Source organism: Microlunatus panaciterrae (assembly GCF_016907535.1).
In the GTDB taxonomy this organism is placed as follows: Bacteria; Actinomycetota; Actinomycetes; order Propionibacteriales; family Propionibacteriaceae; genus Microlunatus; species Microlunatus panaciterrae.
Map to the genome: position 1 here is coordinate 1,807,095 of NZ_JAFBCF010000001.1, position 25,800 is coordinate 1,832,894.

The following is a 25,800-nucleotide window of genomic DNA, read 5'->3' on the forward strand; positions in this document are numbered from 1 at the left end:
TCGCACCGTGGGTGCCATGTATCGCCGCGAGCCGCTACCTGAGGCACTCAAGATCATCGCCAGCAGCCAGGCTGGAGTGCTGACCCGACGACAGGCTCGGGAGCACGGCCTGGGCGACAGCCAGATCCAACGCCTGCTCCGCCAGCAGAACTGGCACCGGCTGGACTGCGGCCTCTATCTCACCGAGGGTGACCGTCCGTCCTGGAGCCAGTACGCCTGGGCGGGCGTTCTACTCGGGGGTGAGGGGGCTCGGCTGGCGCGGGAGTCGGCCGGTGCGATGTACGGACTGTGCCAGCGGTCTCTTCCCATCGTCGTGTCCGTTCCTCACGAACGTGGCGTCGCATCCCGGAGGTGGGCGCAGTTCGTGCGGGAGCGCCCGCACCCGGGCAGTCGCAACTTCACCGGTCGTCCGCCGAGGACCCCGATCGAGGAAACGGTCCTGGACCTGTGTCAGGACGCGGACGAGCAGTCGCTGGTGGCCCTGGTCACGACGGCAACGCAGCGTTTGACGACGCCGTTCAAACTGACCAGGGCACTCGACCAGCGCCAACGGATCGCCCAGCGGCGACTGTTGCGCGACATGTTGACCGAGACGGCCGACGGGGTCCGCAGCCCGCTGGAGTACCGATACCGCAACGGTGTCGAACGGCCTCACCGCCTGCCTCGACCTGCGCGACAGCTCCGCCTCCCCTCGGGACGCGTCGCCGACTGCGGCTATCCCGCGTTCCGGTTGCTGATCGAGTTGGACGGTATCGCCTGGCACAGCGGAGCTGCCGCCTTCCGCGACTGGCGCCGAGACAACCGGCACAGCGAGGACGGCTGGCAGACCCTCCGGTACGGCTGGCGCGACGTGGTCAGCGACCCGTGCGGGGTCGCCGGCAATGTCGGCTCAGTGCTTCAGGTTCGCGGCTGGACTGGGACCCTGCACCGCTGCCAGCATTGCCCGCGCTGAAGCCCTGTGGGCGGGATTTCTACTGTGGTCGGTAGGGATCCCGCCCACAGACGGTTGGTGGCACGCCGGGACGGCGGCTCTGGACCAGGTGGAACCGGCTCGCCACGTACGCCAGGTCGATGTAGCTGGCGTTGGCGGCGGGGTTGGCCCCAGTGCCGTGGAAGTCCGAGAAGGCCGCCGACTGGTTGACGTAGACCGAGCCGGTGAGATTCTCGCTCAACGCCACACCCGACTGCAGGGCCACTTCCCGGGCCGCGGCCAGCACCTCCTCGTCGGTGCTGTAGATACCGGCGGTCATGGCTCCGTGCTCGGTCACGGTCTGGCCGAACCGGGTGAGCGAGTCCTCGGTCGACGCCGTGCTGATCAGGAACGACACCGGGCCGAAGCACTCCGTCTGGTAGTCGCTCGAGCCTGCATCGACCGCGACCATCAGCGGGGTGCGTACCACCGCATCGGGATAGCTCGGGTGGGCGATGGCGCGGGAGGCGACGACCACCTTTCCCGACCGCTCGGCCCGTTCCAGCCGCCGCAGCACGGCAGGGCTGACGATCGCCCCCAGCAACTCGACGCCGCGGGCGTCGTCGCCGAGCAGCCGTTCGATCGCGGCACCGATGCCCAGAGCGACGTCTGCGGGTGAGACCCTGCCATCGTCGGTGGCGATCCCGTCGGCAGGGATGAAGATGTTCTGCGAGGTCGTGCACATCTGTCCCGAATAGAGGGCGAGGGTGAAGGCCAGGTTCTGGCACATGCCGTTGAAGTCGTCGGTCGAGTCCAACACGATGGCGTTCACCCCGGACTTCTCGGTGAAGACCCTGGCCTGGTGGGCGTTCTGCTCCAGCCAGTCACCGAAGTCGTTGCCACCGGTGAAGTCGATCAACCGCACGGCCGGATGCAGGGCCAGCTCCTTGGCCAGCTGATCACCCTCGCCCTCGACCGCCAAGGTCACCAGGTGCGGATCGAACCCCGCCTCGGCGAGCACCTGCTGGCACACCTGCGCGGTGATCGCCAACGGCAGCACAGCCCGCGGATGCGGCTTGATGATCACCGGGTTGCCGCAGCTGAGCGAGCTGAACAGACCCGGAAAGGAGTTCCAGGTGGGGAACGTGTTGCAGCCCACCACCAGCGCCACCCCGCAGGGCACCACAGTGAACGTCTTGTCCATCACCAGCGGACCGCTCCGCCCGGGCTTGGTCCAGGTCGCCGAGGGAGGGTGGAAGCTCATCACCTCGTGCGCGTAGGCCAGCGCCTCCAGAGCCCGGTCCAGGGCATGGGCGCCGCCCGCCTGGAAGGCCATCACGAAGGCCTGTCCGGTGGTGTGCTGGACCGCGTTCGCGAGTTCGAAGATGCGAGCATGCAGCGCCTCGAGGACCTGCACGCACACCTCGGTCCGCCGCTCCGGCCCTGCGTCGCGCCAGCCCCTCATGCCCGCCCGGGCCGCGGCCATCAGCTCCTCAATGGCCTTCGCGTCAACGCGCGGATAGGACACGTCCAGCGCCAGGCCGTACGGCGAGGTCTCCGTCGCCACGTCGCCGGTCGAGCCCGGCGTCGATACCTGGAACCGGCTGCCGAGGTGAGCCTCGAACGCGGCCCGACCCTCCCCCGCCGCCGCGTCGCCGTACACCTTCGGGCTCGGTGACTCGGCGAAGGCGGAGTAGTACTCCCGCGTGCGGATCGCCCGGATGGCCTCCCGCAGCTTCTCGTTCATCGGGGCCTCGACCCTCAGTAGAGCAGGGCCAAGGCCGGGTCGCTGAGGACCGTGCCGACCTCGGCCAGGAACTTCGACCCGTGCTCGCCGTCGACCAGGCGATGGTCGAACGACAGTGCGAGGGTGGTGACCCAGCGCGGCTCGATCCGCTCCTGCGCACCCGAGCCGACCACCCAGGGTCGGCGCGCGATCGCACCCACGCAGAGGATGCCGGCCTCGCCCGGGTTGAGGATGGGGGTGCCCGCATCGACTCCGAAGACGCCGACGTTGGTGATCGTGAAACTGCCCTGGCTGGTCTCCGCCGGCTGGGTACGCCCCTCCTTCGCGGTGCCGACCAGGTCTCCGATGGCGGCCGCCAGCTCCAGCAGCGACAACGAGCCCGCATCCTTGATGTTCGGGACCAGCAGCCCTCGCGGCGTCGCCGCCGCGATGCCGAGGTTGACCTGGCCCTTGATCACGATCTCTCCTGCCGCCGCATCCCAGCTGGAGTTGAGCTCCGGGTGCCGCTGCAGGGCCAGACACGCAGCCTTGGCGATGATCACCAACGGCGACACGCGAACGTCGGCGAACTCCCGGCGGGTTCTCAGCCGGTCGACCAGCTCCATCGTGGCCGAGACGTCCAGAGTGAGCCACTCGGTCACGTGCGGGGCGGTGAACGCCGAGGAGACCATCGCCTCCGCAGTCATCTTGCGTACGCCCTTGATCGGGATCCTGACATCCGCCTTGCCGGCGGCGCGGGTGCTCTGGGCTGCTGCCGGCGGCGCGGCCGCTGCCTCGACGTCCTGGCGGGTGATCACCCCACCAGCACCTGAGCCGGCCACACCAGCAAGATCAACACCGAGGTCCTTGGCCAGCTTGCGCACTGGGGGCTTGGCCAGCACGGGACCGCCGGCGATCACCGGTTCGGCCGGCTGGGAGCCCGGCCCGGGCAGCGGGCCACCCACCGGCTGCGCCTCGTTGGGTGGCATCGGCGTGCGCACATCCGACTGCCGCGACACGGGTTGCGCTGTGGAGAAGGAGCTGGTCAGCGCGGCGGCGCCATGCGTCCCGGGCTCCTCGGCGTGGCCCTTGCGCGGGCGCCGCTTGGCGTCAGTGGTCCGCGGCCCATAGCCGACCAGCACCGCGACCCGGCCGCCCGGCGCCGATCCGCCGATGGTGCCCTCGGCCACCACCTCGTCCTCGGCCGGCGGCAGCTCCGGGACCAGGTCCTCCTGGGGCGAGCCGGCCGGCTCGGTGACCGGGCCGGTGCCGTCGTCGACGGTGATGATGGGCGTGCCGACGTCGACCATCTGACCCTCTTCGGCCAGCAGTGCCGTCACCGTGCCCGCGTACGGAATGGGCAGCTCCACCAGGGACTTGCTGGTCTCCACCTCCACCACGATGTCGTTGACCTTGACCGTGTCGCCCACTCCGACGCGCCAGGACACGATCTCGGCCTCCACGAGGCCCTCACCCGGGTCGGGCAGTCGGAATTGCTTCATGGCGATCCTCTTCCGGAGCTCAGTAGGCCAGCGAGCGGTCGACCATGTCGAGGACGCGGTCGAGATCGGGCAGGTAGTCCTCCTCCAGGCGGCTGGGGGGATAGGGCGTGTCGAAACCGCCGACCCGCAGCACCGGAGCCTCCAGTGAATAGAAGCACTGCTCGGTGATCCTCGCTGACAGCTCCGAGCCGAGCCCCAGGTTCACCGGCGCCTCGTGCACGGTGATCACCCGGCCGGTCTTCTGCGCCGACTGTGCCACCACCGCCATATCCAACGGAGACAGCGAGCGCAGGTCGATCACCTCGAGGCTCCGTCCCTCCTCGGCGGCGGCGGTGGCCGCGTCGAGGCAGACCTTCACCATCGGGCCGTAAGCCAGCAGCGTGACATCACTGCCCGGCTGCACCACCCGGGCGGCGTGCAGCGGGTCGGGGGTGGCCGTGTCGTCCACTTCGGCCTTCTCGTGATAGCGCCGCTTGGGCTCCAGAAAGATCACCGGGTCGTCGGAGGCGATCGCCTGCTGGATCATCCAGTAGGCGTCCAGCGCGTTCGAGCAGGCGACCACCTTCAGCCCGGCGGTGTGAGCGAAATACGCCTCGGGCGACTCGCTGTGGTGCTCGACCGCACCGATGCCCCCACCGAACGGAATCCTGATCACCATCGGCATCTTCAACAGTCCCCGGGACCGGAAGTGCATCTTGGCGACCTGGCTGACGATCTGGTCGTACGCCGGGTAGACGAAGCCGTCGAACTGGATCTCGCAGACCGGTCGGTAGCCGCGCATGGCCATCCCGACGGCGGTGCCGATGATGCCCGACTCGGCCAGCGGCGAGTCGATCACCCGGTGCTCACCGAAGTCCTTCTGCAGTCCTTCGGTGACGCGGAAGACACCACCGAGCTTGCCGATGTCCTCACCCGCCAGCACCACCTTCGGATCGGCCTCGAGGGCTCGACGCAGGCCGGCGTTCAGCGCCTTCGCAATCGTCATCGTGGCCATCAGTGGCCTCCCGTCCCGCTGGCCGACTCGGTCTCGAAGGAGGCCTGGTAGGCCGCAAAGGCGGCCTGCTGCTCCTTCAGGTAGGGCGTGGTCTCGGCGTAGACCCAGTCGAACATCTCGGTCGCGGCGGGGTCTGGCATCTCCAGGCACTGTTGCCGCAGATGGGCCGCCAACGCGTCCGACTCGGTCTCCAGATCGGTGAAGAAGGCGTCGTCAACGGCACCATGGCGGACCAGGTAGGCGCGGACCCGCTCGATCGGGTCCTTCAGCCGCCAGTGCTCGAGCTCATCCGCCAGCCGATACTTGGTCGGGTCGTCCGAGGTGGTGTGTGCCCCCATCCGGTAGGTGTAGGCCTCGATCAGGGTCGGACCGTTGCCCGACCTTGCCCGCTCCAGCGCTTCCTCGGTCACGGCCTTGACAGCCAGTACGTCGTTGCCGTCCACCCGCACGCCGGGGAAGCCGAAGCCGGCGGCCCGCTGGTAGAGCGGAATCCGCGACTGGCGCTCGATCGGTTCGGAGATCGCCCACTGGTTGTTCTGGCAGAAGAAGACGATCGGCGCGTTGTAGGAGCTGGCGAAGACGAAAGCCTCGTTGACGTCGCCCTGGCTGATGGCGCCGTCACCGAAGTAGCCGATCACGGCGGCGTCGCGGGCCGGATCACCGGTGCCGACCAGGCCGTCGCGCTCCAGTCCCATGGCATACCCGGTGGCATGCAGGGTCTGGGCGCCGATCACGATCGTGTAGAGCGCGAAGCCGGTGGCGATCGGGTCCCAGCCGCCCATGTCGACGCCGCGGAACAGGCCGAGCAGCCGGACCGGGTCGACACCGAGGCACCAGGCCACACCGTGCTCGCGGTAGGTCGGGAAGACGAAGTCCTGGTCGGACATGGCCCGGCCCGACCCCACCTGCGCCGCCTCCTGCCCCAGGCAGGAGGCCCAGATGCCGAGCTCGCCCTGGCGCTGCAGCGCCGTCGCCTCGGTGTCGATCCGTCGGGTCAGGACCATGTCGCGGTAGAAGCCGGCGATGTCGGCGTCTGTGCCGTGGAAGGTGTAGTCCGGATGACTGACGCGTTCGCCCTCCGGCGTCAGCAGTTGTACGAGCTCGACCTCGGCTCGCGCCCCACTGGCATCACTCACTGGTGCATCCTCTCGTCCGTCTGCGGGATCACCGCAAGGGTTCCGGTGGTGCTGATCGGGCTGTGTCGAGCATGGGTGTGGCCCGGGCCACAGCCCTTAGCCATAACGTACCCCGAGGTGGCGGACGACGAAAAAACTAGTTGCCCCTCCTAGTTCCTTGTCGCATCCTTGGAACATTCATCGCCGGTGGCCAGCTGCCCGGCGCCTGAGGAGTAGGAGGTCGACATGTCTCAGCGTGTCCCGGGGTTCGCCATGACCCCATCCACCTCTCAGTTCAGGAGCACAACCTCACCATGGGTGAACAGCATGACTTCGACTTCGCTTACATAGCACCACAAGAACCGGGCCCCGGCCAGCGGTGGTCCACCTGGGACGACATCGGCGTACTGGCCGGTCCCGATCCGCTGCCCGACTGGGTGGTGACCGAAGATGCCGCGATCGACACCGAACTCGGCATCCTGAAATCCGGCAAGGAGGCGGACGTCTTCCTGCTCGAGCGCGCGACCGAGCAGCGGAGCATCATCCTTGCCGCCAAGCGCTATCGCCGGCCCGAACAGCGACAGTTCCATCGCAGTGCCGGCTACACCGAGGGACGGCAACTCCGCAACAGCCGGGACCGCCGGGCGGTGGCGCGCAACTCCAGCTATGGCCGTTCGGTGCAGGGGACGCAGTGGGCGGCGGCCGAGTTCGCCGTCCTCTGCGACCTGTGGTCGGCCGGCCTGCCGGTGCCCTACCCGGTGCAGCTGGAAGGTGAGGAGATCCTGATGGAGTTCATCAGCCTTTCCGACGGGTCGGGCGCACCGCGGCTGGCGCAGGCCAGGCCGCGACCAGAGCTGCTGACGGCGTACTGGGAGCAGCTCACCGAGGCGATGCGCGTGATGGCCCGGCTGGGCCTCGCACACGGCGACCTGTCGGCGTTCAACCTGCTGGCCACCGAGGACCGCATTGTGATCATCGACCTGCCCCAGGCGGTCGATGTGGTGGCCAACCCACAGGGGATGGACTACCTGGCCCGGGACTGCCGCAACGTGAGCCAGTGGTTCAAAGCCCGGGGGCTGGACGTGGACGGCGACAGCCTGTTCGCCGAGCTGGTCGCCTACGCCTGGTAGACGCGGCTTGGGAGGTCCGCAGAGGTTCTGGCCAACTTGCCTGGGACCTCCCAAACCGTCAAGGAAGATCTGGGGTTTCGCCTTCGTCGAGTGCCCGGGTCGGCCATACTCGAAGCATGATCGACCATCTTTCGATCCAGTGCGCAGACCCTGCGGCGAGCGCCACGTTCTACGACCAGGTCCTCGCTCCGCTCGGTGGCAGCCGGGTGATGGACTTCGGCCAGGTGATCGGCTACGGCGTCCCGCCGATGCCCGACTTCTGGATCGGGCCGCAGTCCACCGGGGAGGGCTTCCGGGAGAGCCATGTGGCCTTCAGCGCCCCGAACCGCGCAGCCGTCGACGCCTTCCAACAGGCGGCGGTCGCTGCCGGCGCCGAGGTGCTGCACCCGGTCCGGCTGTGGCCGGAGTACCACCCCACCTACTACGCCTCGTTCGTCCGCGACCCGGACGGCAACAACGTTGAGGCGGTCTGCCACCAGCCGGAGTGAGCTCTCGACGGGTCTCCCCGGACCGACGTCCCAGCCGCGGATCTGCGGCCGATCACGTCCGCGCTGGTCGGTCGGCGCCCTTCTTGCGCGACCGGTAGGCGTAGACGTTGGTGCGGTTGCCGCAGTTGCCGGTGTCGCAGTAACGCTTCGACCGGTTGCGGGAGAGATCCACCACGACGTCATCGCAGTCGGGTGCGGCGCAGATCCGGAGCCGGGCCAGTTCGTCGCTGCGGATCAGGTCGGCAAACGCCATCGCCGCCTCGGCCCCCATCCGCTGGGCCAACGGCGCGTCCGGCTCGGTGACGTGCAGATGCCAGTCGTACGCGTCATGACGGGTCAGATAGGGCATCGCCTGGGCCTCGCGCAGGATGTCGTTGACGATGACGACGGCCGCGTCGCGGTCGGGGGCCTGCCAGACCCGCCGGAGTCGAGTCCGCAGCGCGCGGACCTCGTCGAGCTCGGCGTTGGTGCGCAGGTGTCGACCACTGAACGGGAACCGTGCCAGCCAGGCGTCGAAACTCGCTCGGTCGGGCAACAGCTCGCAGCCGTCACTGAAGGTGTTGACCAGGGCCGCGGCGCTGGCCAGCGCTACCTCCGTGTCATGAGCAAAAAGCACCTTGACCCCTGACATTACTGTCGCCTAGAGTCATTAGTGTAATCCCCCTATGGTCATGACAGCGACAGGAGGTGCGGCCATCACCGGCTCCCTGGCAGCGGCGTCGAACCGCACCCGCTCCGGCCTGGTTCTCGCCCTGACCTCGGCAGCCTCCTTCGGCCTGTCCGGGCCGCTCGCCAAGAGCCTGCTCGAGACCGGCTGGACACCCGGAGCCGTCGTCGCGTTCCGTATCGGCGGAGCCGGGCTCCTGCTGCTGCTGCCGTGTCTGTTGCTGGTCCGGCGGAGCTGGCGCCCGACGCGCAGGTCGATGGCCGGCATGACGCCCTACGGCGTGGCCGCGGTGGCCGGCGCGCAACTCTGCTATTTCAGTGCCGTGCAGTATCTGTCGGTCGGGGTCGCGCTGCTGATCGAGTACACCGCGCCGGTGCTGCTGATCCTCTGGAGCTGGCTGCGAACCAGGCGTCGGCCGAGTCGGACCGTGCTGATCGGAGCGGGGCTGGCGATGCTCGGACTGGTGCTGGTGCTCAACCTGACCGGCGAACTGGCGCTCGACCCGGTCGGACTGCTCTGGGCCTTCGGTGCAGCGGTCGGCTGCTGCTGTTATTTCCTGCTGGCTGACGGCAACGACGATGCCGTACCGCCGATCGTGATGACGACGGCCGGGACAGTGATCGGTGCCCTCGTGCTGGGGTTGGCCGCGGCGGCACAGGTGCTGCCGATGCACGCCGGCAGCCGACCGACCACGCTCGCCGGGCACGCGACCAGCTGGGTGCTGCCGGCCGCCGGACTGGTGCTGATCACAGCCGTTGCGGCCTATCTCACCGGGATCGCCGGGATCCGTCGGCTGGGCAGCTCGATGGCGTCCTTCGTCGCCCTGTTCGAGGTGCTGTTCGCGGTCGTGTTCGCGATCATCCTGCTGGCGGAGGTGCCGACGTGGACCCAGGCCGTCGGCGGCGTCCTCGTCATTGCCGGCATCGTCACCGTGCAGCGGGGTCAGAACGGTCAGAGGCCCTTGGCGCGGCGGCGCAGGCCTACGGACACCAGCACCCCGCCACTGACCAGCAGGGCACCGGCGGCAACGAGCACCCACAGCGGGACCGCCGATCCGGTACCCGGCAGCTCCTGGGCCGCTCGCGCAGCCGAGCCCGGGCCCGAGTCGGCCGACGGGCCGGCTGGCGGGGGCGTCGACGACGACGGCGCCGAGGAACTACTGGACGACGGGGAACTGCTGGCCGACGGCGAGGCCGCAGGCTCCCGGTAGACCACCCGCGCCTGCCCGGGGAGGTTCAGCCCGCCGACCGCACCGAGGTTGCCCGGACCGTTGAGATAGCTGCCGATCCTGCTGGCCGCCACGGGTACCTCGATGGTGCAGGACCGGGCGCCGACAGCGAGGGTGCCTGCCCCTACCGTGATCCGGCGCGCCCCCCGACGCGCGGTGACATCGGCGGCACAGGTGGACTCCACCTCGCTGCCGGCGACCCTCATCCCGGCCGGCAGTCGGTCGGTGAAGGACCAGCCGTCCTTGGCTCCCAGCTCTGCGGTGTTGGTCACCGTGAACATCAGTAGGGTGACCTGGCCGGGGCGTCGGGTGGCCGAGCTGAAACGCTTGTCCAGCTGCGGTGTCACGTCGAGGATCCGCAGGTTGTCGATCACGCCCTTGTTGCCGAACTCGGAGCCGTTGTCGTTCATCAGCCGGACTCGGACGTCGGTGTCCCTGGCCAGCAGTGCGGCCCTGGCGGACAGCCGAGCGTTGGCCCGGACCCGAGACCCTTCGGTCATGGTGCCGCCGAGTGCCGACCGGGCATAGCTGACACTGTGCTCGTCCCGGCACACGTCCAGGACGCTGACGCCGATCTGAGACGCCCCGGTGAGCAGCCGGCCGTCGGCGTCGAGGAACCGCAGCCGAGACCGCGGTCCCTGGTCGTTGTCAGCGCCGCAGCTGGTGGCTGCAGCCGAGATCGCGGCGGTGTAGAAGCGGTGAGCGGTGAGCCGGACCGCGGTCTTCGTCTCCAGCTGGGTGGCGTTGTTGCCCGCGCCCTCCAGCGTGTAGGCCGACAGCACCCGGTTGCCACTCTCGTCGTGATCGCCGCTGACTCTGGCGACCGCGGTCGCCAGCCCCCGAATGTTGCCGTACGCCGAGCCGGGGCAGTCGTAGGCATTGTCGGGCTCCGTGACGCCGGCCGACGTGCTCGAAGCGAGGATGATCCCGTTGCAGGAGCCGTCACTCAGCCAGGGCTCGGCGACGACGTAGCGCTGACCCGCATTGTTGATGTCGGCCGAGGGGGTGTTCTGTCGTGGCTCACCACCCTTGGTCGCTCCGGTGTAGTCGGTGACCAGCGAGACCCGGTCGCGGGGAGCCGCTGAGAACCCCTCGGAGAAGATCGTCACCGGCTGCGCCGGCTGACCGGGCTTTCGTGGGACGGCCGAGGCCGGGGCGGAGAACGAACCGGAGCCGATCAGCAGGGCGGCGACTGCGGTGGTGAGCAGGGGGCGCAGCAGCCGACGGTTCAGTGTCACTGTTCGCCCTCCTCGGCTCTCAGCCTGCGGTCGCGTCGGACCCGGCTCTCCTCGGGCTGCCAGCGAGCGTACCGAACCAGGCGCCGCGGACCCCACCCTCGTCTCAGCCTGTGGTGTTGCCTCCTACGGGCGGGGCCTCGGAGCTCAGGCGTGTCCGTCCGGAGGTTGCTGGGCCGGCTGGACCGACCAGCTCGGCGGTTCGTCGGTGCCTGACTGCTCGTCGTGCTGCGCATCGGACGCGGTGGCTTGCACCTTGCCGGACGCGTGGTGCACCGGGGCGTAGACGGTGTAGAGCCGCAGGGGCTCGTCACCGATGTTGGTGACGTTGTGCCAGGTGCCGGCGGGCACCAGGATCGCCCAGCCGTCCTCCACCTCCTGGTCGACGTGGAGCTGGTCCTTGGTGGGGCCCATCTGCACGCGGCCACGACCTGCGTCGAGCCGGAGGAACTGGTCGGTCTCCGGGTGTGCCTCCAGGCCGATGTCCTCCCCCACGGGGATCGACATGAGGGTCAGCTGGAGGTATCTCCCGGACCACGCGACCGCGCGGTAGTTCGTGTTCTCAAGGGTCGCACTCTCCAGGTCGAAGCTCTGAGGCTCCGGTCCGATGTCTTTGACGGTCAACGTCTCTCCCCCTTCAGCGATGGTCGCCCGAGGTGGACGACCTGGACTCTCTCCGGCCCTGCACCCACTCTCAGACCGGCACACGCCCAGGTCAACACCTTCCCGGCGGGCGGCTGTTCAGAGGTCGGACGAACCCCGTCATCCAGGGTGGCCTTCGGCCCTATCGACCTGGCCCAGGGCGCGCGACCATCACCGTATGAAGAAGGTTCTGCTCATCCTCAACCAACCTGCCTACGGGGCGGACGAGACGTTCAACGCGATGCGGCTGGCAACCGCCCTCACCCGGCGTGACGACGCCGACGTGACCGTCTTCCTGATGGGCGACGCCGTGACCTGCGCGATCGCCGGGCAGAAGACGGCCGACGGCTACTACACCCTTGACCGGATGCTGAAGACCTTCGCCCGACACGGGGGCAAGATCGCCTGTTGCGGAACCTGCCTGGACGCGCGCGGTCTCACCGAGGAGCACCTCATCGCCGAAGCGCCCCGGTCCACCATGGAGGAGCTCGCGGCATGGACCGTGGAGGTCGACCAGGTCCTCACGTTCTGACGTCACCGGGATTACCCTCACGGCAGGTCAGCGCGGAGTTGACCGGCGTGAGTGGCCCGGTGAGGTGCAGCCGGCTTTCCGGGCGATCGGCACGCTGGGACCGATGCAGGCGCCGACGCCTGATCAACTGGCGGAGTAGCCAAAGGTTTGCGGTGGCGATGCCGGTGAACATCAGGGTGTACACGACGGTGACCGGCCACATCGGGCCCCCGCTGTCGGCATCGGTGATGCTCCAGATCCCTGCGCCGATGACATACATGATCGGCAGGGCCGGCACGAGGGTGGGAAGCGTCAGCAGCAGAGCTGCACCCTCGCTCCCGGTGAAGGTGGCGTTTCGGTCGGAGAAGGCGCTCGCCGCTAGCGCTGCGACCCCACCGATGTACAGCGTGCCTGCCACCCGCCACACCCAGGGAGTCATGCCAGCACGCTAGACCTGTCGAGTGCGCAACGCTGGGCGTAGCCTCATGAGGTGATCAATGGCAGCCATGTCATCGTGTTCAGCCGTGATCCGGAAGCGGATCGCGCCTTCTTCGCTGACGTCCTGGGACGGCCACAGGTGGATGCTGGCGGCGGGTGGCCGATCTTCACACTGCCTGCCGGGGAACTGGCCGTGCATCCCTCCGACGGTCCAACCGGACACGAGCTGTACTTCATGTGTGACGACGTAGTGACAACCATGCAAGAGCTTCGCGCCAAGGGCGTCGAGTTCACCCAGGACATCTCCGAGGAGCGGTGGGGCCGGCTCACCCGCTTCCGTCTGCCCGGCGGTGGCGAGGTCGGGATGTACGAGCCGCGCCATCCGCGCGCGATTGATCTCTGAGCCGGCATGCGTTCGGTCAGGGTCACGCTGTGGATCACTCTCGACGGTGTGGTGCAGGGACCCGGTCGGGCGGACGAGGACACCCGCGGCGGCTTCACGTACGGCGGCTGGGGCGAGCGCTACAACGACGAGGTGATGGGCCGCGAGATGGCCAAGGGAATGGCCGAGCCTGGGGACATGCTCTTGGGCCGCCGCACCTGGCAGGACTTCATCACCGCCTGGGGAAGGCGGACCGACGACAATTCGGTCACCGCACACATGAATGCGGCGACCAAGTACGTCGTCTCGATGACCCTGGACGATGCGAACGCCTGGCAGAACTCGGTCCTGCTGCGCGGTGATGCGGCCGACAACGTGGCCGCGCTGAAAGCCGAGTCGGGCAGGGACCTGTCGATCATCGGAAGTGCGTCACTCGTACGAAGCCTGCACGCCGCCAGCCTGATCGACCGCTACACGCTGTTGATCTGCCCGGTCACCCTGGGCACCGGTGCGCGGCTTTTCGAGGGACCAGCGCCGCTGACCGAGTTCGAGCTGGTAGCCAGCGTTGCGACCACGAGGGGGGTGATCATCGCCCACTACGATCGCCGGTGACCGAAGGTGGGCCCGCGTCCCTGAGCACCACTCCGTACCCTGAGGACCATTCCCTACCCTGAGCACCACTTTGTGCCCCGAGCAACCCTCCGTGCCCTGAGCACCACTCCGTAACCCTGAGCAACCCTCCGTGCCCTGAACCTGTCGAAGGGCACCACCCACGTTCGGCTCGGGATGCAGCACCAACCTCCACGCAGCGTGCGACCAGGATCTCCGCTGCTCGGTGGCTCACTCGTTGATGGCCTCGACACCCAGCCGCTTGAGCTCCTCCAGGTGGTCCCGCATGTGCTGGAGCACCTCCGGCGGATGTGGCTCCCAGTCTGAGACTTCGGCGATGACCCGCAGCGGCTCACGGGTGCGGTAGGACCTGGTCGGGTTGCCCGGGAACCTCTTGTCCGTCAGGTTGGGATCATCCTCGAAGAAGCCCGTGGGTTCCACGCGGTAGATCCTGCCCGGTCCCTCGCCCAACGCAAGTTCTGCGCCCCAGGTGGCCGCATCCAGGGTGGCGGTCAGGTAGATGAAATTCGCCGTCCCTCGCTGGCCGAAGTTGGAGCTGTACCCGGGGTAGAGCAGATCTCCCGGCTGCAGATCGGCCTTCGTGCCGTGGTAGAACGGCCCGACGTCCTTCGGCTCGGACGGCATCGGTTCGTTGTCCATACACACCTCGCAATCGTGGCAGGCTCTGACGTGGTCGTCGGGCCCTTGCTTTTCAGTCCTCTTTGAGGAAACCAGTGAGCGGGTCAATCTCAGCCAGGAACCCACGGATGTTCTCCCGATGCTCATCGAGAGCCATCTGCGGTGTCGGGCTCAGGCTGAACCCGTAGCCCGGGTTCGGCCCGCTCAGCCAGCTGTAGTCGGTGCCGCCATGTTGACCCGGGCGGACCTCGAACACTTCGCCCTCGACTTGCAGCGCGAAGGACGTGACGCCGGTCCCCCTCTCGATTTCGGGACGGACGCCTGGCACGGCCATGGGGTCGCCAGGACCGCCCCCTGGGTAGACCTCCTTCATGTCACCATCATGGCCGCCGCGCCTCGTCGACCGCACCCCGTCAGCCGCTCGCGGGGGGATCGGGTCCGGGTTGCGCGGCGTTGAGATCGAAAAAGGACATTGACCTGCGGGCACGCCGCACCCTCCACTGGTGACATGACCATGCTGCGGTCCGTCGTGTTGGTCGAGGGCAACAGTGACCGGGTGGCGCTGCGCACCCTGGCGGAGCGTCAGGGCCGGGACCTCGCCGACGAGGGCATCGAGGTCGTCGCGATGGGCGGGATCACCAACACGCGGGCCTTCGCGTCGCGATACGGGCCACGCGGGCTCGGCGTCCGGCTTGCGGGCCTCTACGACGCAGCAGAGGAGCCGCAGCTTCGGCGCGGGCTGGCGGCGGCGGGGCTGAGCGCCGCCCTCGCGCCCGACGGACCGTCGGATCTGGGCTTCTACGGGTGTGCGGCCGATCTGGAGGACGAGCTCATCCGTGCGCTCGGTGTCGAGGCTGTCGAGGCCGTCATCGAAGCGGCGGGTGAGGCTCGCTCGCTGCGGCTCCTGGCGGGCATGCCTGCCCAGCGCGACTGGCCGCGGGAGGCAGTGCTCCGGCGTTTTCTCGGGGTCCGGTCCGGGCGGAAGGCGCGCTACGCGGCCCTGCTGGTCGAGGCGATGGATCACCGCCACGTACCCCAGCCGTTGGCCGCAGTGCTGGGCCGGGTCTGAGCATCGGCGGCCATCGTCTGACGGGCCCGCGCTCGACCCTGCCGGGAGATGCCGCTGATGACTATCGTGGTGGCACGAGGAGGAACCATGACTGCTCACAACCAATCCGTCGCCGTCCTCTGCCGCGCGCTGGACCAGGCGGGCGACGTGCTCGCCGCGGTCCGCGCGGACCAGCTCGCGCAACCGACGCCCTGTGACGACTGGGATGTCGCGCAGTTGATCGGTCATCTCGTGAGCGCGCCGGCCCGCTTCCTGGAGAGGGCTCGGGGCGCGGACACCGACTGGTCGGCGGCGCCGCAGCCGGCTGCCAGCAACTGGGTGGCCGACTTTAGGTCCAACGCCGACGAACTGATCCACCATTGGCGACAGCCGGGTGACGCGGTGGACGCCAGGCAGGTGGACTGGCAGACCGCAGAGATCGCTGTGCACACCTGGGACCTCGCCCGCGCGACCGGCCAGTCGCCACCGCTGCAGCCGGAGGTGGCGGAGCGCGGGCTGGCGTTCATGTCCGCGATGATGACGCCGGAGAATCGCGGGAAGGCATTCGCGCCCGCGGTGCGGGTGCCCGACGATGCACCGATCTACGACCGTCTGGCGGCGTTCGCCGGGCGGGCCCTCGATGCTCGCACCGAGGCATCAGGACCGTCATCGGCATGACGACACCGGCGGGGTGCGGTTCGGACGGAAGGGCTCTGTATGGCGACCGCGTTCGCAACCGTCGATGAGTACATCGCCTCGTTCTCCGGGGAGATCGGGGAACGGCTCAGGCGCATCCGACAGATCACCCGCGAGGTGGTGCCGCAGTCCGGTGAGAGGATCAGCTACGCGATGCCGACGGTGACGTTGGGCGGCCAGGACCTCCTCTTCTACTCCGGTTGGAAGAGGCACGTGGGGCTCTACCCGGTGCCGTCCGGCGACGAGGCGCTGGCCCGTGACCTCGGCAGCTACCGTTCAGGCAAGGGCACTCTGCAGTTCCGGCTCGACCAGCCGTTCCCCGACGACCTCGTACGCCGAGTGGTGGCCGCCCTGGCCAGCGAGCGGACCGGCAGCATCTGACCCACGTCGCCGCCTCCCAAGTGACGCCTGCAATGACGCCTCCGTGACCTGGGGATCGGGCAGGGATCCTTGTAGTCGCGGCAATACGAAGGATGGTCCACAACATCGACCCATGACTCGAGCCCCTCCCAGGGACAACTCAGTCTCTGCAGAGCAACGGAACTAGTGATCGAGGGCGATCTTGAGCTCGGCGCGGAGGCCGGTGAACAGCACGGCCAGCCCCTGGTCGAGCTCAGCCTCACCGTCGTAGTGGGCCAGCTCGCTGGCCAATCCCCGGGTGAGCGGGAACTCCTTCGCGGGCAACCGATGCAATCCGAGCCGGAGCAGGTCGTTGGTCTCTTCTGGGTCGGCGACGAGCTCTTGAAGCTCGGTGAGCATGTGCCCGTAGAGGAACCCGATGTAGAGCCGGTACACCCGCAGCGCCAGCGGCGGGGGGAACCCGGCGTCGGTAAGCACCCGCAGCAACCGCTCCAACGGCCGCAGCGTGCCCAAGGGCCGAAGCCCCAGCGGGGTCGACAACGGCCGGGTGACGATCAGGCTGACGACGTGCGGGTGCGCCAGCCCGAGCCGTCGGAAGTCATGCGCCGTCCGGGAGAGCTGGGTCTGCCAGTCCTGTCCTCCGTCAGGGATGTCAAGCTCATTGAGCACGAGTTCGACGATGCCGTCGAGCAGCGCAGCGCGGTCAGGGGCATGGCGGTACAGAGCCATCGCATTCCGCCCGAACTCCTGGCCCAGCCGGCGACGGGTGAGTGCGTCCAGGCCCTCGTCGTCGACGAGCCGCAGGGCAGCAGCCATCACCCGATCCCGGGTCAACGGGGTTCGAGGGCCGGTCTTGTGGGCGTCGGGGGGATCAATCGGAACGTTCATCACACGGGCGCCAGCTTCTTCTGGAGGATGGGGTGGCCTGGGGTCGAATTGGACATCCCCCACTCTACCTGTAGTGTCTACAACATAGACCTACAGTGTAGATATCACTTGTAGGGATTGGCGAAGATGCCGAAATCGGCGCCGCCGACCGCGTGACCACAGGTCCGCACCTAGCAGAGAGCACCCCCATGAGCACCTCCACCAGTACCCGCAGCAGCGACCTCGACCACGACAACCAGCGCCGCCGGCTGACAACCGAGACAAAGAACGCCACGAAGACCACCGAGTTCTTCGCTTTCGTCGCCATGGTCCTCGCAGTCGTCATCACTGCGAATCTCTACGACGGCAACGGCACTGACGGCGACCCGTTCGGCGCCACCACCGCCATGCGTTACGTCGTCTACCTCACCGTCGCCTACATGATCGCGCGCGGCCTCGCCAAGTCGGGCAGCCGCGAGGTCTACGACGCCTGACAGCCGGCTCTCGTCCGTGTCGACCCTGGCCAAGGGTCGACACGGGCGCGAACGGGGCCAAGGCACCTGAGACAGACCTGCTGCGCCGGCTCCGCCGTATCCATCACTTCCCACCGCGAATCCACATCCCGTACCGCCAGCTGGGGCAGAGCCCGGCGCCGCCGCGTCACCCCACCCGCGGGTCGTGGGCCGTCAGTCCACCGCCTCGAGGAGAACCATGACTGAGAACACCATTGCCGAGGGAACGCCCGCGAACCCCGACGTCCCCGGCGTCGAGAAGGCTGCCGCCGCTCCCGAGGTGACTCCCGCACCCGCCGCGACTCCCGCGCCACCAGCTGCCACCCAGACGAGCATGGCAGTTCCGCGCGGCCTCAGCTACGCCGTGGACATCGTCTTCTGCATCGACGTCACCGGCAGCATGACCCCGATCATCGACGCTGTGAAAGCAAACGCGCTCGGCTTCTACGATGACGTGCAGGCCAACCTGACCGAAAAGGGCAAGAACGTCGCCCAATTGCGGGTCCGGGTGATCGCCTTCCGCGACTTCATCGCGGACGGCCCAGCTGCGCTCGAGGAGTCGCCCTTTTACACCCTGCCCGCCGAGCGCGGCGGCTTCTCAGACTTTGTCAACGGGCTGATCGCCCAGGGCGGCGGCGATGCGCCGGAATCCGGCCTGGAGGCCGTGGCACTGGCCATCAACTCGCCCTGGACCACCACCGGCGACCGGCGCCGCCAGGTCATCGTGATCTGGACCGATCAGCCGGCCCACCCGCTGGACCCCTCGAACGTGCCTGCCGACCTGTCCTCGCGAGTGCCGGCTGACTTCAGCGCCCTCACCGACGTCTGGGAGGACGAGCAGGGCCCCATGGGTTCAAGCTCGAAGCGGCTCATCCTGTTCGCTCCCGACGGCCCCGGTTGGAGCGACATCTCAGCCGTCTGGGAGAACGTCGTGCACAACCCCTCACAGGCCGGCGGCGGCCTCTCCGAGGTCGACTACGGAACCATCATCGACTCCATCGGCAACTCGGTGTGAGCCAGACGCGCAGCACCCGCTCCGGCGCCAAGGATCTGGCGCCGGGGCCCACGGTCTCGTTCGGGTTCAACCTGGGGAAGGTGCCCGACCACGGTGAGGACTCCGACCCGATCGTGCGGGATGGTCCAGACCTGGGGCTGCTTGCCGTCTTCGATGGCATGGGCGGTGCCGGCGGCACGGTCTACGAGACCGACGACGGTCCACGCAGCGGCGCCTACCTGGCTGCTCGGATCGCCCGCGATGTCGTGGAACGACGCATGCTCGACCTCCTGGTACCGGACTGGAACCTCAAGGGTGAGCAGGTCGCGGCCGACCTCCAACATGCCGTCCGGGCCGCGCTCCAGGACCGGGTGACGGAGCTGAAGGCGCCCAAGAGCGGGCTCCGATCCCGGCTGTTGCGGGCGCTGCCGACCACGATGGCGATGCTTGCTCTGCAACGGACCCAGCGCGGTGGGTCCACCTGGCTCTGTCACGTGTTCTGGGCCGGGGACTCCCGCGCGTACGTCTTCGAGCCGGGCGGGGCACGCCAGCTCACCACTGACGACCTGCGTGAGCCCAGCGACGCCATGACGAACCTGCGACGCGATTCCGTAGTCAGCAACGCCATGTCGGCCGATACCGAGTTCCACGTCAACTACCGGCACGTCGAGATCGAAGCGCCCTTCCTGCTGGTGTGCGCCACCGACGGTTGCTTCGGCTACCTCCCCTCACCGATGCACTTCGAGCAACTCGTGCTGAGCTCGCTGATCACCGCGCGCAGCGTCGCCGGCTGGTCCCAGACCATCCAGAGCCAGGTAGCTGCGGTGACCGGTGACGACGCCGCCATGTCGGTGATGGCGGTGGGAGCAGACCTCGCGGAGCTCCAGAGCCTTTTCGCCTCCCGGGTCGACGAGCTCGAGCAGCAGTTCACCACACCCATCGACGATCTGGGCCGATCCGTACAGCGAGCAGAACAGGAGCTGCAGGTGCTCCGCCAACGCCAGCTTGACGACACACAGCAACTGTGGGCCCGCTACCAGCCGGACTACGAGCGATACCTGCACACTCCAGTCGAACCGGAGCTCGAGGTCGAGAACCGTGACCCCGCGGAGGTCCACGCGGCGACCAGCGAGGCACGGCCCACCGCCGTCGAAGTCGTCGACGATCCGCCTGACGACGAGCCGGCGCGGGACGAGGCGACCTCGTGAAGGCCGGCGACGTCATCAACGGCTACCTGATCCTGCAAGACTTCAAGGTCGTCGGCGCCGGACTCAGCAAGTGGACCTACGCCGAACGGGGTGGCCGGCAGTTCTTCATCAAGGAGTTCCTCAGCCCCACCTACCCCGACGAGAACGCGCCGGGCAGCGACAAGACCAAAGCCAAGAAGCGCGCCAGGTGTGCCGCCTTCGAAGCCCAGCACCGTGGCATGCAAAAGGCGTTAGCGCCCTTGTCGGCCTACGGCGGCAACCTCATCGTGACGCTCGACTTCTTCCGCTGGGGGGCCAAGTACTACAAGATCACCGAGAAGGTCGAGGCCGAGGACCTCGGCCCGGCCGGGATTGCAGGGCTCGAGCTTCGCCTGCAGCTGGTGTTGATGAAGTCAGTCGCGCACAGCCTGAAGATCCTTCACGACCTGCGGATCGTGCACGGCGACCTGAAGCCAAGCAACATCCTGGTCAAGCGCACCGAGCTCGGTTACACCAGCAAGCTGATCGACTTCGACAGCTCATACATCGCCGGCAACCCCCCGCCCTTCGAAGAGATCGTCGGCACCATCAACTACTACTCCCCCGAGCTGCTCGGCTACATCCAAGACGTCGGTGTCCGACCCAGTGAACTGGGGATCGCCTCCGACATCTTCGCGCTCGGCCTCATCTACAGCGAATTCCTCACCGGCGCCGTGCCACCCTTCGACGCCACCACGTACCACGAACCCGCAGTCGCTGTCCGTAGCGGTGAGACACTCCGCATCCGTCGCGCCGGTATCGTGCCGGCTCTAGCCGAGCTGGTCGACGCCATGCTCCTTGCCGACCCGACCCAGCGACCCACTATTGCCCAGGTCCACGCCACCCTGATGGGTATCCGGCTCACCAGCGACAGCCCCGCTCCGACGGCTCGGACCACCACGCCGGCCCGAAGGGTGCCGGCACCAGCAACGACGCCGACCGGTGCGCTGCGAGGCAAGGGACTCCGCATCAGCGACGCCGGCAGTCCGTCCGGCGAGACGATGCCTGCCGGCACCAATCCGGCTCAACGGCTCGTCGGCAAGCTCGTGGGCAAGCTGACAGGCCGGTCACCCCGATGAACCCCCTCCGACCCGTGTGGCGCTGCCGCGTGTGCGAGGGCGTCAACCGCAACGGCCGAGTGTGCGCCACCTGCGGAGCCGAAGTGCCTGTAGGTGAACCGCTGCGCGCTGCCGTCCGCACCGTCACACCCGGCAGCACCCGCCCCACGGCACCACCGCCGGTGCCACCTGATCCCACCCGACACGAGTTGCGGACGTACCCGGTGCCGGAAGAGATCCACCCGGTGGATTCCGATGACCGACTCGACTTCGACAGCGGCTTCGAGATCCGGCCGCTGCCTGGCGGCTGCATGATCAACTTCGGGCCCCGCAACCGCTCCTACTGAGCCGGGACTCGAAACCGCACCGACCTGGTCGACACGTCGCTTTGAAACCGGGTACGACGAGTCAGCCCACGCTCAGGGCTGGGCTACGACGACAGCCATCATCCCGCGGTCTTCGTGGTCGAGGATGTGGCAGTGGTAGACGGTCTGCCCCCCGAAGTCGCTGATGGGGACACGCACTCGGACCTGCCCACGAGCGGGCACGATGACGACGTCCCGCCAGTCAGGTGGGCCGGAAGGGTCGTGGTCCGGCGCGTCAACGACCTGCATGGGCCACACGTGGAGGTGGAAGGGATGATCCATAGGCGTGTCGTTGCCGATCGTCCACTCCTCGACGGTGCCGAGCTGCAGCTTCTGGTCAGTGCGCGCTGGGTCGAACTCCTGCCCATCGAATCCGAACGACGCGCCTCCCATGCTCATCTGCATGGTGAACGTGATGGTTCGGCGGCGGTCCAAGGCGGCACCTCGCAGGTCGGCCGCAGGCCGGAAGGTGAACTCGGCTGAACCAGGGCTCGCAGTAGTCGCGGAGGGACGGCCGCCCACCTCGACGGTGGCCAGCTCCGCTGCGCGCGACGTGCTACCCGAGCCGCCGGACATCATGCCCATGCCGCCGCGGTCGACGTCGAGGGTACGGAGGCGGAACGAGCCGGCACGCTCAAGTCGGACCAGAAAGTCGGTACGGTTCCCAGGCGCCAAGACGACGCTGTCCCGGTCGCGCGGTGCGCTCAGCGCCTGCCCGTCGTACCCGAGCAGACCGAGGGTGTGGCCATCCAGGCGCAGCCGCAGGAAGCGCGATGTGCAGGCGTTCAGGACCCGCCAACGCTCGACCGTGCCGGGCGCCGTGGTGATAGTGGGGCGAAGCTGCCCGTTGACGAGGACCAGCTCACCCTCGCGACCGGCCATGATCTGCGGGCCGCTCACCGGGATGACCCGGCCGTCGCCGGAGAGGGTGATGTCGCTGACCACGAGGACTCGCTCGCGGTCGACCGACGGCTCCCCGGCCCCGACGACGACGATGGTGCCGTAGAGACCGCCGAACACCTGGTCGGCAACACTGCCATGCATGTGCGGGTGATACCAGAAGGTTCCCGGCGGGTGGTCGTCGGGGATGGCGTACTCATAGCGCATCGTCTTGCCCGCCCCGACGTGCCGGAAGACGTTGTCGCTGCGTCCCTCCGGCGAGACGTGCAGACCGTGCGTGTGCAGGTTGGTCGCGCTGTCGAGGTCGTTGACGAACTCGACGCGGAGCCGGTCTCCCGGGCGCACCCGGAGCGTGGGCCCCGGCACGGTGCCGTTGTAGCCGAGAGCGCGGGTACGTCGACCCGCAACCGTCACGCCGGGCGCTGCCCGCAGTCGCACGTCGAGCGACCCGCCACGGCTGCTCAGAACGCGCGGCTGCAGCAACTCCTGACCGGGCCGTTCGGGGAGCGCCTCCGACGCGGGGGTGAGGAAGGACCGCCACGTGCCGACCGCGCCGGTGATCGCGCCGACAGCGCCGAGCGCCGCGATCTGCAGAGCGCGGCGTCGACTGACCTCACCGCTCATCCAACGCCCGCATCCGCTCTCGCATCTCCTCTTCGGAGATCTCCCCCCGGGCGTACCGCTCTCGAAGGATCTCCCGCGAGCGGTCGTGACTTGTGTCCTGTGGTCGGTCGGCGCCGTCCTCGCTGCCGCGGTCTCTCGCCGATGAGCGCAGCCGTACCAGCGCCCAAGCCACGGTGACCAGCCCCAGCACAAGGAGCACCGGCCAGATCCAGGCTCAGTCGATGCCGCCGTATCCGCCCATCATCAGGCGCACCACCTTCCTTCAGGCCAGGTTACCCGTATGCCGGTGGGGGTATCCGCGGATAGGCCTGCGCTCGACAACCAGCAGAGCGCCTCGACGGCGGCGCGGAAAGTCAAAGCAGCGTTCGCATGGGTACCGTGAGCCGAGGCACACCCCTTGACAAGAGTTATTGTCAAGAGCAGGGTGGCGATATGCAAGACGTCGAAGTCATCGAAAGCGCGGAGGCAGCCGCCGCCGCGCTGGATCCGGTCCGGGCCCGGCTGCTCGGCGAGCTGGCCCGACCGGCCTCCGCCGCCGGCCTCGCCGCCCGAGTCGGCATCGCGCGCCAGAAGGTCAACTATCACCTCAAGGCGCTCGAGGCGCACGGCCTGGTGGCGCTGTCCGAGGAGCGCCGGCACGGAGGCATCACCGAGCGGGTACTGCAGGCATCAGCGGCGTCCTACGTCGTATCGCCGGCGGCCCTCAGCGCGTCCGCGGCCGACCCGGACGCCAACGCCGACCACCTGTCGGCAAGCTACCTCGTCGCGCTGGCCGGCCGGCTGGTGCGCGAGGTCGGCGCCCTGGCGCGCCGTGCCGACGCGTCCGGCAAGCGTCTGCCGACCCTGACCATCGACACGCAGATCGGCTTCCAGTCGGCCGCCGACCGGGCTGCCTTCGCCGACGACCTGACCGCCGCGGTGCTCGACCTGGCCGCTCGCTACCACCACGACGACGGGCGCCCGCACCGGCTCCTCGTCGCCGCCCACCCCCTTCCTGAGGAGAACCCATGAGCACCACCCCGAACGTCCCCTACCGCCTGGAGTTCAGTGTCGAGGTCCCCGGCACCCCGGAGCAGGTCTGGCAAGCCATCGCCACCGCCAAGGGCATGAGCGCCTGGTTCACGCCCACCCAGATGGAGGAGCGCGAAGGCGGCTCCCTGCACTTCACCATGGGCCCAGAGATGGGCTCGGACGGCCAGGTCACCGCATGGGAGCCGCCGCGCCGCCTCGTCTACCAGGAGGACTGGGCCGCCCTCATGGGCAAGGACCCCGATGCGCTCAGCCCGCTCACGTCGGAGTTCCTCGTCGAGGCACAGTCCGGCGGAACCTGCATCGTGCGCGTCACCAGCAGCGGTTTCGGGACCGGCGCCGCCTGGGAGTCGGAGTTCTGGGCCACCATGGGCCCAGGCTGGATGCCGTTCTTCGACAACCTGCGCCTCTACCTGTCCCACTTCCCCGGACAGGAGGCCACACACCTGGAGGCCACCGCCTCCCACCCCGGCGACGCGGAGACGCTCTGGTCGACCCTGCACGACGCACTCGGACTGGGCGACGAGGGCGCGACGGTCGAGGTGCGCGGCGCTACCGGCACGGTCGAGCGCGTCGGTGAGCGGCAGACGCTGGTCCGGCTCAGCGCGCCGGTGCCAGGAATGCTCAGCATCTTCGCGTGGGACGAGGGCGGCGGCAAGGCGACGGCGGGCATACGGGCGTACCTGTTCTCCGCAGAGGCTGCCGACTACGTACGGCGCGAAGAGCCGGCCTGGCAGGCCTGGCTGCAGGGAATCTCCGTCCCTGCCTGATCTTCTACCGTTCCCGAGAGCAGCCATGTCGATGCCTTCTACGCTCCAATACATGGCCAAGCACCCCTTGCAGCCTGCACTCGACCGAAATTGCGCCGGTGTGCTGAAGACGGCGACCGGCCTCCCTAGAGATCGCGAAGGCGACGAAATCGCCCACAAGTTCACCACGCTCTTCACCAAAGTCGACACCGAGATCGCCGACGTCATAGAGGCCGACATCAAACGCAACGCCTGCTGCACCCGGGTGAAGAGGCCGCGCATCGTCGAGAACAGCAGCCAGATGATCGCGCCACCCAGGGAGCGCTACCTCCCGCTCGGCGAGACCGACCACCCCGCCATCGTCGAACTGATCCGCGACCGACTCCACCCGGCACCCCTCTCGATGTGAGAGAGCACCTTTCTTCAGGTTACGCTCGGCCTCCTTGTTGGTGGCACCGGTGGCCGAGAAGCGGCGGACCGCGCACAGTTCTCTGCCAGCCAAGTGCCACTCGTACAGCGTCCTGACAGGCACGTTTGGGGTACTCGGAGAGTCCCTCGATGCTCATCACCGGCTCCAAGCCGCTCAAGGTCGGTGTGGTGCTGTCCATGCCGGCTAGGCCAACAGAAGGTCCTGGACCCGGTTTATGGACACCAAAGGCTGAGAGATCGTTCGTCTCTTGTTTCGGGATTCGGGCACTGCCTTTGACCAGCGGGTTGGTGGAGCTAAGGAGATTCGAACCCCTGACCTTCTCGTTGCGAATGAGACACCCCCGAGAGCGGGCCCGGTTTGGTCGAGAATGGCAGCCTCCCTGAATGCCACCGACCAGGAGATGCCATGAGTTTCACCGCTGACCTCGACCTCGCCGGTCGCCGGGTCGCAGTCGTCGGGGGGCACGAGGTCGCGCTGAGCAAGATCACCGGCCTGCTGGAGTCGCAGGCCCTGGTCACTGTCATCGCTCCGGAGGTGGCGACGGCGATCCGCGACCTGGCCGAGCGGGAACTGCTCATTTGGCACCAACGTGAGCTCGCCGAAGATGATCTTGCCGAGGTGGCCCTGGTGATCACGGCCAGCGGTTCGGGGCCGGTAGACCGGACCACGGCCGCGCTGGCCCGCAAGCTCGGCCGGCCGTGCGCTTCGGCCCGACCCGCCGGATCG

Annotated in this window: 30 protein-coding genes and 2 pseudogenes; 19 read left to right on the forward strand and 13 right to left on the reverse strand. The window is 68.3% G+C overall.

Going from position 1 to position 25,800, the window contains the following annotated elements; all coding sequences use genetic code 11:
• Window positions 1–16 precede the first annotated feature (16 nt).
• The gene (locus tag JOE57_RS08185) at window positions 17–952 is read left to right on the forward strand and encodes a type IV toxin-antitoxin system AbiEi family antitoxin domain-containing protein (protein ID WP_204917229.1); all 936 of its coding nucleotides are present in this window, start codon (window positions 17–19) and stop codon (window positions 950–952) included.
• A gap of 19 nt (window positions 953–971) precedes the next feature.
• On the opposite strand, the gene paaN is transcribed toward JOE57_RS08185, so the two are convergent.
• The 4 genes from paaN to pdhA are packed head-to-tail and all read right to left on the reverse strand — an operon-like array spanning window position 972 to window position 6,268.
• Window positions 972–2,657, reverse strand: coding sequence for a phenylacetic acid degradation protein PaaN (paaN, locus tag JOE57_RS08190; RefSeq protein WP_204917230.1), 1,686 nt, complete (start codon window positions 2,655–2,657; stop codon window positions 972–974).
• Between the two features lie 14 nt (window positions 2,658–2,671).
• On the reverse strand, window positions 2,672–4,138 hold the full coding sequence (locus tag JOE57_RS08195; RefSeq protein WP_204917231.1) for a dihydrolipoamide acetyltransferase family protein: 1,467 nt from the start codon (window positions 4,136–4,138) through the stop codon (window positions 2,672–2,674).
• A 19-nt stretch (window positions 4,139–4,157) separates the two neighbouring features.
• Window positions 4,158–5,132 (reverse strand): alpha-ketoacid dehydrogenase subunit beta, encoded by a 975-nt coding sequence (locus JOE57_RS08200; protein WP_204917232.1) that lies wholly within the window; start codon window positions 5,130–5,132, stop codon window positions 4,158–4,160.
• Window positions 5,132–6,268, reverse strand: a complete 1,137-nt coding sequence (gene pdhA / locus JOE57_RS08205; protein ID WP_338041217.1) for a pyruvate dehydrogenase (acetyl-transferring) E1 component subunit alpha — start codon at window positions 6,266–6,268, stop codon at window positions 5,132–5,134. Before pdhA ends, JOE57_RS08200 begins: the two co-directional genes overlap by 1 nt.
• A 293-nt stretch (window positions 6,269–6,561) precedes the next feature.
• Here pdhA and JOE57_RS08210 point away from each other — a divergent pair, with 293 nt between their 5' ends.
• Both JOE57_RS08210 and JOE57_RS08215 read left to right on the forward strand, forming a co-directional pair.
• Window positions 6,562–7,377: a serine protein kinase RIO gene (locus JOE57_RS08210; RefSeq protein ID WP_204917233.1), complete on the forward strand. Its 816-nt coding sequence runs from the start codon at window positions 6,562–6,564 to the stop codon at window positions 7,375–7,377.
• 116 nt (window positions 7,378–7,493) lie between these two features.
• Window positions 7,494–7,865, forward strand: coding sequence for a VOC family protein (locus tag JOE57_RS08215; protein ID WP_204917234.1), 372 nt, complete (start codon window positions 7,494–7,496; stop codon window positions 7,863–7,865).
• Between the two features lie 52 nt (window positions 7,866–7,917).
• Here JOE57_RS08215 and JOE57_RS08220 read toward each other — a convergent pair whose 3' ends face one another.
• A complete protein-coding gene (locus JOE57_RS08220; protein ID WP_239578887.1) occupies window positions 7,918–8,496 on the reverse strand; it encodes a CGNR zinc finger domain-containing protein in 579 nt (192 codons plus the stop codon).
• Between the two features lie 40 nt (window positions 8,497–8,536).
• Between JOE57_RS08220 and JOE57_RS08225 the strand changes: the two genes are divergently transcribed.
• Window positions 8,537–9,742, forward strand: a complete 1,206-nt coding sequence (locus tag JOE57_RS08225) for an EamA family transporter (protein WP_204917235.1) — start codon at window positions 8,537–8,539, stop codon at window positions 9,740–9,742.
• A 41-nt stretch (window positions 9,743–9,783) separates the two neighbouring features.
• Here JOE57_RS08225 and JOE57_RS19375 read toward each other — a convergent pair.
• Together JOE57_RS19375 and JOE57_RS08230 are read right to left on the reverse strand one after the other, a co-directional pair.
• Window positions 9,784–10,260: pseudogene (locus JOE57_RS19375) on the reverse strand (DUF7933 domain-containing protein); the annotation flags it as partial.
• Window positions 10,261–11,142: 882 nt separating this feature from the next.
• Window positions 11,143–11,619 carry a cupin domain-containing protein gene (locus tag JOE57_RS08230; protein ID WP_204917236.1) on the reverse strand — a complete coding sequence of 159 codons (477 nt, stop codon included), beginning with the start codon at window positions 11,617–11,619 and terminating at the stop codon, window positions 11,143–11,145.
• A gap of 196 nt (window positions 11,620–11,815) precedes the next feature.
• Between JOE57_RS08230 and JOE57_RS08235 the strand changes: the two genes are divergently transcribed.
• Window positions 11,816–12,169 (forward strand): DsrE/DsrF/TusD sulfur relay family protein, encoded by a 354-nt coding sequence (locus JOE57_RS08235; RefSeq protein WP_204917237.1) that lies wholly within the window; start codon window positions 11,816–11,818, stop codon window positions 12,167–12,169.
• Here the strand turns inward: JOE57_RS08235 and JOE57_RS08240 are convergent.
• Complete coding sequence (locus JOE57_RS08240) at window positions 12,159–12,587, reverse strand: hypothetical protein (protein ID WP_204917238.1); 429 nt, start codon at window positions 12,585–12,587, stop codon at window positions 12,159–12,161. The two genes, JOE57_RS08235 and JOE57_RS08240, sit on opposite strands and share 11 nt — an antisense overlap.
• Window positions 12,588–12,638: 51 nt before the next feature.
• Between JOE57_RS08240 and JOE57_RS08245 the strand changes: the two genes are divergently transcribed.
• Both JOE57_RS08245 and JOE57_RS08250 read left to right on the forward strand, forming a co-directional pair.
• Window positions 12,639–12,989, forward strand: a complete 351-nt coding sequence (locus tag JOE57_RS08245) for a VOC family protein (protein WP_204917239.1) — start codon at window positions 12,639–12,641, stop codon at window positions 12,987–12,989.
• A 6-nt stretch (window positions 12,990–12,995) separates the two neighbouring features.
• Window positions 12,996–13,580 carry a dihydrofolate reductase family protein gene (locus JOE57_RS08250; RefSeq protein WP_204917240.1) on the forward strand — a complete coding sequence of 195 codons (585 nt, stop codon included), beginning with the start codon at window positions 12,996–12,998 and terminating at the stop codon, window positions 13,578–13,580.
• 228 nt (window positions 13,581–13,808) lie between these two features.
• Here the strand turns inward: JOE57_RS08250 and arr are convergent, their stop codons facing one another.
• A complete protein-coding gene (gene arr / locus JOE57_RS08255) occupies window positions 13,809–14,237 on the reverse strand; it encodes an NAD(+)--rifampin ADP-ribosyltransferase (protein WP_239578888.1) in 429 nt (142 codons plus the stop codon).
• A 52-nt stretch (window positions 14,238–14,289) separates the two neighbouring features.
• On the reverse strand, window positions 14,290–14,589 hold the full coding sequence (locus tag JOE57_RS08260; RefSeq protein WP_204917241.1) for a hypothetical protein: 300 nt from the start codon (window positions 14,587–14,589) through the stop codon (window positions 14,290–14,292).
• Between the two features lie 135 nt (window positions 14,590–14,724).
• Between JOE57_RS08260 and JOE57_RS08265 the strand changes: the two genes are divergently transcribed.
• The 3 genes from JOE57_RS08265 to JOE57_RS08275 all read left to right on the forward strand — a co-directional run bounded on the left by JOE57_RS08265 (window position 14,725) and on the right by JOE57_RS08275 (window position 16,341).
• Window positions 14,725–15,285 carry a TOPRIM nucleotidyl transferase/hydrolase domain-containing protein gene (locus tag JOE57_RS08265; RefSeq protein ID WP_204917242.1) on the forward strand — a complete coding sequence of 187 codons (561 nt, stop codon included), beginning with the start codon at window positions 14,725–14,727 and terminating at the stop codon, window positions 15,283–15,285.
• 87 nt (window positions 15,286–15,372) lie between these two features.
• Window positions 15,373–15,942 carry a TIGR03086 family metal-binding protein gene (locus JOE57_RS08270; RefSeq protein WP_204917243.1) on the forward strand — a complete coding sequence of 190 codons (570 nt, stop codon included), beginning with the start codon at window positions 15,373–15,375 and terminating at the stop codon, window positions 15,940–15,942.
• A 39-nt stretch (window positions 15,943–15,981) separates the two neighbouring features.
• Window positions 15,982–16,341: an iron chaperone gene (locus JOE57_RS08275; RefSeq protein WP_204917244.1), complete on the forward strand. Its 360-nt coding sequence runs from the start codon at window positions 15,982–15,984 to the stop codon at window positions 16,339–16,341.
• 162 nt (window positions 16,342–16,503) lie between these two features.
• Here JOE57_RS08275 and JOE57_RS08280 read toward each other — a convergent pair whose 3' ends face one another.
• Window positions 16,504–17,208 (reverse strand): TetR/AcrR family transcriptional regulator C-terminal domain-containing protein, encoded by a 705-nt coding sequence (locus JOE57_RS08280; protein WP_204917245.1) that lies wholly within the window; start codon window positions 17,206–17,208, stop codon window positions 16,504–16,506.
• 188 nt (window positions 17,209–17,396) lie between these two features.
• On the opposite strand from JOE57_RS08280, the gene JOE57_RS08285 reads away from it, so the two are divergent.
• The 5 genes from JOE57_RS08285 (at window position 17,397) to JOE57_RS08305 (ending at window position 21,324) form a co-directional block, all read left to right on the forward strand.
• Window positions 17,397–17,681 carry a hypothetical protein gene (locus tag JOE57_RS08285; protein ID WP_204917246.1) on the forward strand — a complete coding sequence of 95 codons (285 nt, stop codon included), beginning with the start codon at window positions 17,397–17,399 and terminating at the stop codon, window positions 17,679–17,681.
• 217 nt (window positions 17,682–17,898) lie between these two features.
• On the forward strand, window positions 17,899–18,714 hold the full coding sequence (locus tag JOE57_RS08290) for a vWA domain-containing protein (RefSeq protein WP_204917247.1): 816 nt from the start codon (window positions 17,899–17,901) through the stop codon (window positions 18,712–18,714).
• On the forward strand, window positions 18,711–19,901 hold the full coding sequence (locus tag JOE57_RS08295; protein WP_204917248.1) for a protein phosphatase 2C domain-containing protein: 1,191 nt from the start codon (window positions 18,711–18,713) through the stop codon (window positions 19,899–19,901). Before JOE57_RS08290 ends, JOE57_RS08295 begins: the two co-directional genes overlap by 4 nt.
• On the forward strand, window positions 19,898–20,998 hold the full coding sequence (locus tag JOE57_RS08300) for a protein kinase domain-containing protein (protein WP_204917249.1): 1,101 nt from the start codon (window positions 19,898–19,900) through the stop codon (window positions 20,996–20,998). The genes JOE57_RS08295 and JOE57_RS08300 overlap by 4 nt, the downstream gene beginning before the upstream one ends.
• A gap of 83 nt (window positions 20,999–21,081) precedes the next feature.
• Window positions 21,082–21,324 (forward strand): hypothetical protein, encoded by a 243-nt coding sequence (locus JOE57_RS08305; RefSeq protein ID WP_204917250.1) that lies wholly within the window; start codon window positions 21,082–21,084, stop codon window positions 21,322–21,324.
• A gap of 72 nt (window positions 21,325–21,396) precedes the next feature.
• Here JOE57_RS08305 and JOE57_RS08310 read toward each other — a convergent pair whose 3' ends face one another.
• Together JOE57_RS08310 and JOE57_RS08315 are read right to left on the reverse strand one after the other, a co-directional pair.
• Entirely contained in the window at window positions 21,397–22,866 is a 1,470-nt protein-coding gene (locus JOE57_RS08310) for a multicopper oxidase family protein (protein ID WP_204917251.1), read from the reverse strand.
• Window positions 22,856–23,065, reverse strand: a complete 210-nt coding sequence (locus JOE57_RS08315; protein WP_204917252.1) for an SHOCT domain-containing protein — start codon at window positions 23,063–23,065, stop codon at window positions 22,856–22,858. Before JOE57_RS08315 ends, JOE57_RS08310 begins: the two co-directional genes overlap by 11 nt.
• A gap of 233 nt (window positions 23,066–23,298) precedes the next feature.
• Between JOE57_RS08315 and JOE57_RS08320 the strand changes: the two genes are divergently transcribed.
• The 4 genes and pseudogenes from JOE57_RS08320 to JOE57_RS19165 all read left to right on the forward strand — a co-directional run.
• Window positions 23,299–23,877, forward strand: coding sequence for an ArsR/SmtB family transcription factor (locus JOE57_RS08320; RefSeq protein ID WP_204917253.1), 579 nt, complete (start codon window positions 23,299–23,301; stop codon window positions 23,875–23,877).
• Complete coding sequence (locus tag JOE57_RS08325; RefSeq protein WP_204917254.1) at window positions 23,874–24,665, forward strand: SRPBCC family protein; 792 nt, start codon at window positions 23,874–23,876, stop codon at window positions 24,663–24,665. Before JOE57_RS08320 ends, JOE57_RS08325 begins: the two co-directional genes overlap by 4 nt.
• A 52-nt stretch (window positions 24,666–24,717) precedes the next feature.
• Window positions 24,718–25,053: a hypothetical protein gene (locus JOE57_RS08330; RefSeq protein ID WP_204917255.1), complete on the forward strand. Its 336-nt coding sequence runs from the start codon at window positions 24,718–24,720 to the stop codon at window positions 25,051–25,053.
• A gap of 426 nt (window positions 25,054–25,479) precedes the next feature.
• Window positions 25,480–25,773, forward strand: a pseudogene (locus JOE57_RS19165) (precorrin-2 dehydrogenase/sirohydrochlorin ferrochelatase family protein); the annotation flags it as partial.
• Between the last annotated feature and the right edge of the window lie 27 nt (window positions 25,774–25,800).

Coding starts and splice junctions, on each gene's coding strand:
- JOE57_RS08285 (WP_204917246.1), top strand. CDS start 17,397: ATGAGCACCTCCACCAGTACCCGCAGCAGCGACCTCGACCACGACAAC.
- JOE57_RS08195 (WP_204917231.1), bottom strand. CDS start 4,138: ATGAAGCAATTCCGACTGCCCGACCCGGGTGAGGGCCTCGTGGAGGCC.
- JOE57_RS08290 (WP_204917247.1), top strand. CDS start 17,899: ATGACTGAGAACACCATTGCCGAGGGAACGCCCGCGAACCCCGACGTC.
- JOE57_RS08320 (WP_204917253.1), top strand. CDS start 23,299: ATGCAAGACGTCGAAGTCATCGAAAGCGCGGAGGCAGCCGCCGCCGCG.
- JOE57_RS08260 (WP_204917241.1), bottom strand. CDS start 14,589: ATGAAGGAGGTCTACCCAGGGGGCGGTCCTGGCGACCCCATGGCCGTG.
- JOE57_RS08210 (WP_204917233.1), top strand. CDS start 6,562: ATGGGTGAACAGCATGACTTCGACTTCGCTTACATAGCACCACAAGAA.
- JOE57_RS08185 (WP_204917229.1), top strand. CDS start 17: ATGTATCGCCGCGAGCCGCTACCTGAGGCACTCAAGATCATCGCCAGC.
- JOE57_RS08275 (WP_204917244.1), top strand. CDS start 15,982: ATGGCGACCGCGTTCGCAACCGTCGATGAGTACATCGCCTCGTTCTCC.
- JOE57_RS08250 (WP_204917240.1), top strand. CDS start 12,996: ATGCGTTCGGTCAGGGTCACGCTGTGGATCACTCTCGACGGTGTGGTG.
- paaN (WP_204917230.1), bottom strand. CDS start 2,657: ATGAACGAGAAGCTGCGGGAGGCCATCCGGGCGATCCGCACGCGGGAG.
- JOE57_RS08330 (WP_204917255.1), top strand. CDS start 24,718: ATGGCCAAGCACCCCTTGCAGCCTGCACTCGACCGAAATTGCGCCGGT.
- JOE57_RS08325 (WP_204917254.1), top strand. CDS start 23,874: ATGAGCACCACCCCGAACGTCCCCTACCGCCTGGAGTTCAGTGTCGAG.
- JOE57_RS08310 (WP_204917251.1), bottom strand. CDS start 22,866: ATGAGCGGTGAGGTCAGTCGACGCCGCGCTCTGCAGATCGCGGCGCTC.
- JOE57_RS08240 (WP_204917238.1), bottom strand. CDS start 12,587: ATGACTCCCTGGGTGTGGCGGGTGGCAGGCACGCTGTACATCGGTGGG.
- arr (WP_239578888.1), bottom strand. CDS start 14,237: ATGGACAACGAACCGATGCCGTCCGAGCCGAAGGACGTCGGGCCGTTC.
- JOE57_RS08220 (WP_239578887.1), bottom strand. CDS start 8,496: ATGTCAGGGGTCAAGGTGCTTTTTGCTCATGACACGGAGGTAGCGCTG.
- JOE57_RS08280 (WP_204917245.1), bottom strand. CDS start 17,208: ATGAACGTTCCGATTGATCCCCCCGACGCCCACAAGACCGGCCCTCGA.
- JOE57_RS08270 (WP_204917243.1), top strand. CDS start 15,373: ATGACTGCTCACAACCAATCCGTCGCCGTCCTCTGCCGCGCGCTGGAC.
- JOE57_RS08265 (WP_204917242.1), top strand. CDS start 14,725: ATGACCATGCTGCGGTCCGTCGTGTTGGTCGAGGGCAACAGTGACCGG.
- JOE57_RS08225 (WP_204917235.1), top strand. CDS start 8,537: ATGACAGCGACAGGAGGTGCGGCCATCACCGGCTCCCTGGCAGCGGCG.
- JOE57_RS08215 (WP_204917234.1), top strand. CDS start 7,494: ATGATCGACCATCTTTCGATCCAGTGCGCAGACCCTGCGGCGAGCGCC.
- JOE57_RS08235 (WP_204917237.1), top strand. CDS start 11,816: ATGAAGAAGGTTCTGCTCATCCTCAACCAACCTGCCTACGGGGCGGAC.
- JOE57_RS08200 (WP_204917232.1), bottom strand. CDS start 5,132: ATGGCCACGATGACGATTGCGAAGGCGCTGAACGCCGGCCTGCGTCGA.